Genomic DNA, 3,429 nt, shown 5'->3' on the forward strand with positions numbered 1-3,429 from the left:
GCTGGGGTTTCTCTTTGGGTGACCTCAGGCGCCGGCGCCGCCTCCGGCGGCTTGGCTCGCGCGCCGCAGACATGCCGCACCCGGCCGCGCGGTCGGTCGCGGCGCGCCGGCCGCTTCGCGGCCGGATCCTCGGAGGGCGGAGCTTGTTTTGATCGGGACGTGCTGGCTGTCGGTCGTGGGGTGGGCGGTCGCACTGGCCGCACACGCCGGCTTACCTTGCGTGGGGGGGAGGCGGTGCGCTAGGCGGGTGGGATGCAAGGCCCCGCGCCCGCCGACCACCCCATGCCCGAGATCCCGGTCGCGGAGCTGTCTGAGGCGGTCCGGCAGCTTCGCCGCGCCTCCGTCCTGGTGGTCGGGGACGCCATGCTCGACCGCTACGTCTATGGCCGCGTCGCCCGTGTCTCGCCGGAGGCGCCCGTCCCGGTGCTGGCGGTGGAGCGCGAGGTCGCCATGCCCGGCGGCGCGGGCAACGTGGTGCGCAACCTCACCGCCCTCGGCGCCGCGGTCGCCTTCGTCTCGGTGGTCGGCGACGACCAGGCCGGCAGCGACCTGACCGGCCTGATCGGCGGCCAGCCGGGCGTCGAGCCCTGGCTGCTGGTGCAGGGCGGGCGCGCGACGACGACCAAGACGCGCTTCATCGCCGCCGGCCAGCAACTGCTGCGCGCCGACCACGAGCAGGCGAGCCCGATCAACGAAAGGCTGGCCGAGCGCATGGTGCGCATCGCCGCCGACGCGGTGGCCGCCACCACGGTGATGGTGCTGTCCGACTACCAGAAGGGCGTGCTGGCCGGCGACACCTGCCAGCGCCTGATCGCCGCCGGCCGCGCCGCCGGCAGGCGCGTCGTGGTGGACCCGAAGGGCAGCGACTATGCCCGCTATGCCGGCGCCGACCTGCTGACCCCGAACCGCGCCGAGCTCGCCCAGGCGACCGGCATGCCCGTGGACACCGAGGCGGCGATCGTCGCGGCGGCGGAGTCGCTCCGCGCTGCGCATGGCTTCGGCGCCGTGCTCGTCACGCGGTCGGAGGACGGCATGACGCTGGTGGAGGCCGATGCGGTCCGCCACTTCCCCGCCGAGGCGCCGGAGGTGCACGACGTCTCGGGCGCGGGCGACACGGTGGTCGCGGTGGTCGCCGCGGGTCTCGCCGCGGGTCTCTCCGTCCCGCTTGCCGCGCGGCTCGCCAACATCGCGGCCGGCATCGTGGTGGGGAAGGTCGGCACCGCGGTCGCGCGGGAATCCGACCTGCTGGAAGCGCTGACGCCGGAGCGCGGCGCGCTGCGCAAGGTGATGGGCCGCGCCGGCGCGATCGAGCAGGTGGAACGCTGGCGGCGCCGCGGCTGGCGCGTCGGCTTCACCAATGGCTGCTTCGACCTGCTGCATCCCGGCCATGTCCACCTGCTGGAACAGGCGCGCGGCTGGTGCGACCGGCTGGTGGTCGGGCTGAACTCCGACGCTTCGGTCAAGCGCCTGAAGGGCGCGGCGCGGCCGATCCAGGGCGAGGCGGCGCGCGCCGCGGTGCTCGCCTCGCTCGCCAGCGTCGATTGCGTGACGGTGTTCGAGGAGGACACCCCGATCGAGCTGATCAAGCTGATCCGCCCCGAGGTGCTGGTGAAGGGCGCCGACTACACGGTGGCGCAGGTGGTCGGCGGCGACCTCGTGCAGGATTGGGGCGGCGTGGTCCGCCTCGCGCAGCTGCTGCCCGGCCAGAGCACGACCGCGACGGTGGCGCGGATCAAGGGGTAGGGAGACCGCCCGTGGAGTGGGGACGGCTCTTCCTCGACCGGCGCTTCGCTGAGCGCGAGGCGAAGGACAGGCCGCACCGCAGCCCCTTCCAGATCGACCAGGACCGCATCGTCTTCTCCCGCCCGTTCCGGCGGCTGCAGAAGAAGACGCAGGTCCACCCGCTGCCCTCCAACGCCCACATCCGCAACCGCCTGGTGCACACGCTCGAGGTCGCGAGCGTCGGGCGGTCGCTCGCCTACACCGTCGGCGCGCGACTGCGCGACGTGCTCGCGCGCATCGGCCGCACGCCGGACGAACTCGGCTATCTCGTGCAGGCGACCTGCCTCGCGCACGACATCGGCAACCCGCCCTTCGGCCATGCCGGGGAGGCGGTGATCGCGGAGTGGATGGCGCGCTTCCTGGACGCGCATCGCGACCTCGGCCTCGATGCCGACCTCGCGCATTTCGACGGCAATGCGCAGGGCTTCCGGATCCTGACGCGGGCCGACGGCTACCGGCAGCGGGGCGGGATGCGCCTGACGATGGCCACGCTGGCGGCCTTCCTGAAATACCCCTGGGATGCCGCCGATCCGCGCGCCGCGCGCGGCGGCACGCCCGGCGTGAAGTTCGGCCATTTCGCGACCGAGGCGGCGGCCTTCGCCGAGGTGCGCGAGGCCATCGGCCTCGACGGCGCGAACCCGCGCCACCCGGCGGTCTGGCTGATGGAGGCCGCCGACGACATCGTCTATTCGCTCGCCGACCTCGAGGACGCGGTCGAGCTCGACATGGTGCCCTTCGACACCTATCGCGAGCTGGTCTCGGCCATCCCCGACAGCGTCAACAGCCTCGACGCCGAGGAGACGCCGCCGCAGAAGATCGCCTATCTGCGCGCCAAGGCGGCGGGGAAGCTGATCGAGGCCTCGGCCGACGCCTTCCTCGCCAATCTCGACGCCATCCTCGAGGGCCGCGTGCCGCCCGGCTCGAGCCTCATCGACATGTTCGGCGCGCAGCACGCGAGGCCGGGCGAGGCACTCGCGGAGATCCGGCGGTTCAATCGCCGGACCATCTACTTCCACCCGCGCAAGGTGGAGTTCGAGATCGCGGCCGCCGACGTGATCGGCAAGGCGCTCGACGTCTTCGTCCCCGCCTGCCTGGCGTTCGCCCAGGCGGGCGGGCTGGGGGGCATGCGGCACCGCGACCGGCAGGTCCTCTCGCTGATGCAGGACTACCAGCCGCGGGAGGAGTTCTCCGTCTCGGACAATCTGCGCTGCGCGCTCGATTTCGTGGCCGGCATGACGGATGACTATGCGAGCTACCTTGCGGCCCGCCTGCGGGGCCTCGATCCGGCCCGCTGACCGGTCTCCCGGCACCGGCAGGCGCGACAGAAAAGACCGTCCTGCCCTGAGTGTAACCAGGAAAATTTCAAGAGGATGTCCGAGCGGGTAATCAATTTCGCATCGTTTCTTTCGATACAAACGGTTGTGAGACGGGTAATTCCAGCCTACGCCAGTACCCCTGACATCGTGGGATACGGCGGATGGCGATTTCGACGGCTGGCGGGGCGACGGTTCGGGGCCTACTCCACCTTGAGCGCGGCCCGCAGCTCGGCCTGGCCGGCGGGATCCTGCAGCGCGGCCAGGCGGCCGGCGGCGGTCACCGCGTAGCGGTGCAGCAGCGCCCGGCGTCGCGCCGGGGCGAGCGTCCGGG

Annotated in this window: 2 protein-coding genes; both read left to right on the top strand. The window is 72.4% G+C overall.

All coding sequences use genetic code 11. From position 1 onward, the window contains the following. Positions 1 to 282 precede the first annotated feature (282 nt). Positions 283 to 1,743 carry a D-glycero-beta-D-manno-heptose-7-phosphate kinase gene (gene rfaE1, locus L2I40_RS20765; protein ID WP_237217075.1) on the top strand — a complete coding sequence of 487 codons (1,461 nt, stop codon included), beginning with the start codon at positions 283 to 285 and terminating at the stop codon, positions 1,741 to 1,743. A gap of 11 nt (positions 1,744 to 1,754) precedes the next feature. Next, entirely contained in the window at positions 1,755 to 3,077 is a 1,323-nt protein-coding gene (gene dgt, locus L2I40_RS20770; protein WP_237217076.1) for a dGTP triphosphohydrolase, read from the top strand. Positions 3,078 to 3,429: the final 352 nt, after the last annotated feature.

Origin of the sequence: Falsiroseomonas oryziterrae, from assembly GCF_021864505.1 — a bacterium.
GTDB classification, from domain to species: Bacteria; Pseudomonadota; Alphaproteobacteria; order Acetobacterales; family Acetobacteraceae; genus Falsiroseomonas; species Falsiroseomonas oryziterrae.